This is a genomic window from Paenibacillus sp. P4_E11 (assembly GCF_056401635.1).
Map to the genome: position 1 here is coordinate 1 of NZ_JBFUIX010000558.1, position 1,028 is coordinate 1,028.

General features: G+C 45.5%; 1 protein-coding gene. It reads left to right on the plus strand.

Annotated features, from left to right (window positions below):
* Positions 1-233: 233 nt before the first annotated feature.
* A partial coding sequence (locus AC1DWB_RS36025; RefSeq protein WP_477545847.1) for a LysR family transcriptional regulator occupies positions 234-1,028 on the plus strand: 795 nt, incomplete at its 3' end.

Sequence of the window (1,028 nt, forward strand, 5' to 3'; positions counted from 1 at the left end):
GTCAAGTTGGAACACATTTTGCAGCCTTGGAATAGCAACTGAAACCATTGAAGAATTTAATGGGTTCAATAGTATCCCAAGGCCAACAGAAATCATCAACCACCTGCTGCGAGCATTCATTTTTGGTCACCCCCAATGTGTATTGATGTCATCGTACTTGAAATCGTTTATTTATTCCAACGCATTTTATGTTATGATTTCATTGACTTGAGGGAATGAATGGAGGGTGCGAAATGGAACTTCTTCAACTGCAATATTTTCTCGCGGTAGCTCGTTTGGAACATGTGACCGAAGCTGCACGAAGTCTGCACGTTACTCAATCGTCGCTAAGCAAAACGATTCAACGCTTGGAGGAGGATTTAGGGGTCCCTCTATTCGATCGAATAGGGAGGAAGCTACGATTGAATGAGTTCGGAAGCAGATTCCTTCGCCGTGCAGAAAGGGCGTTGTTTGAATTGGAACAGGGGAAGCAGGAGATTAGCGATTTTTCCAGCCCGGAACATGGCACACTCGAATTGGCGGTGACTACCGCAAGCACGTTACCCAATATCCTTCGAGAGTTTCGGAAAAAGCAGCCCAATATCCAATTTCATGTGCAAATGCTGACCACGCAGGAAATGGTTACGCTTCTTCATAGAGGAGAGGTCGATTTCTGCTTGTCCTCACCTCCTATACAAGGGGATGACATTGAATGTCAAATCGTGTTCATCGACCCAATCCTAGTAGCTGTTCCAAAGGGGCATCGACTGGCAGACCGAAACAGCGTATCCTTGACAGAACTAAGGGATGAATGGTTTGTTGGTGTAAAGAGAGGCTACGGTACTCGCGATTTAGTGGACTCTGTCTGCAAATCGGCTGGATTTGTACCTAAAGATGTGTATGAGGGAGATGAACCTGCAAGGCTAAGCACTCTTGTGGAAGCCGAAATTGGCATAGCCTTCATACCAAGCCCGGCAAGGTTTTCACAGGAACATCTCAAATACCTCCAAGTAGAGAATCACGAATTGGTACGGGAGATAGCTTTATTA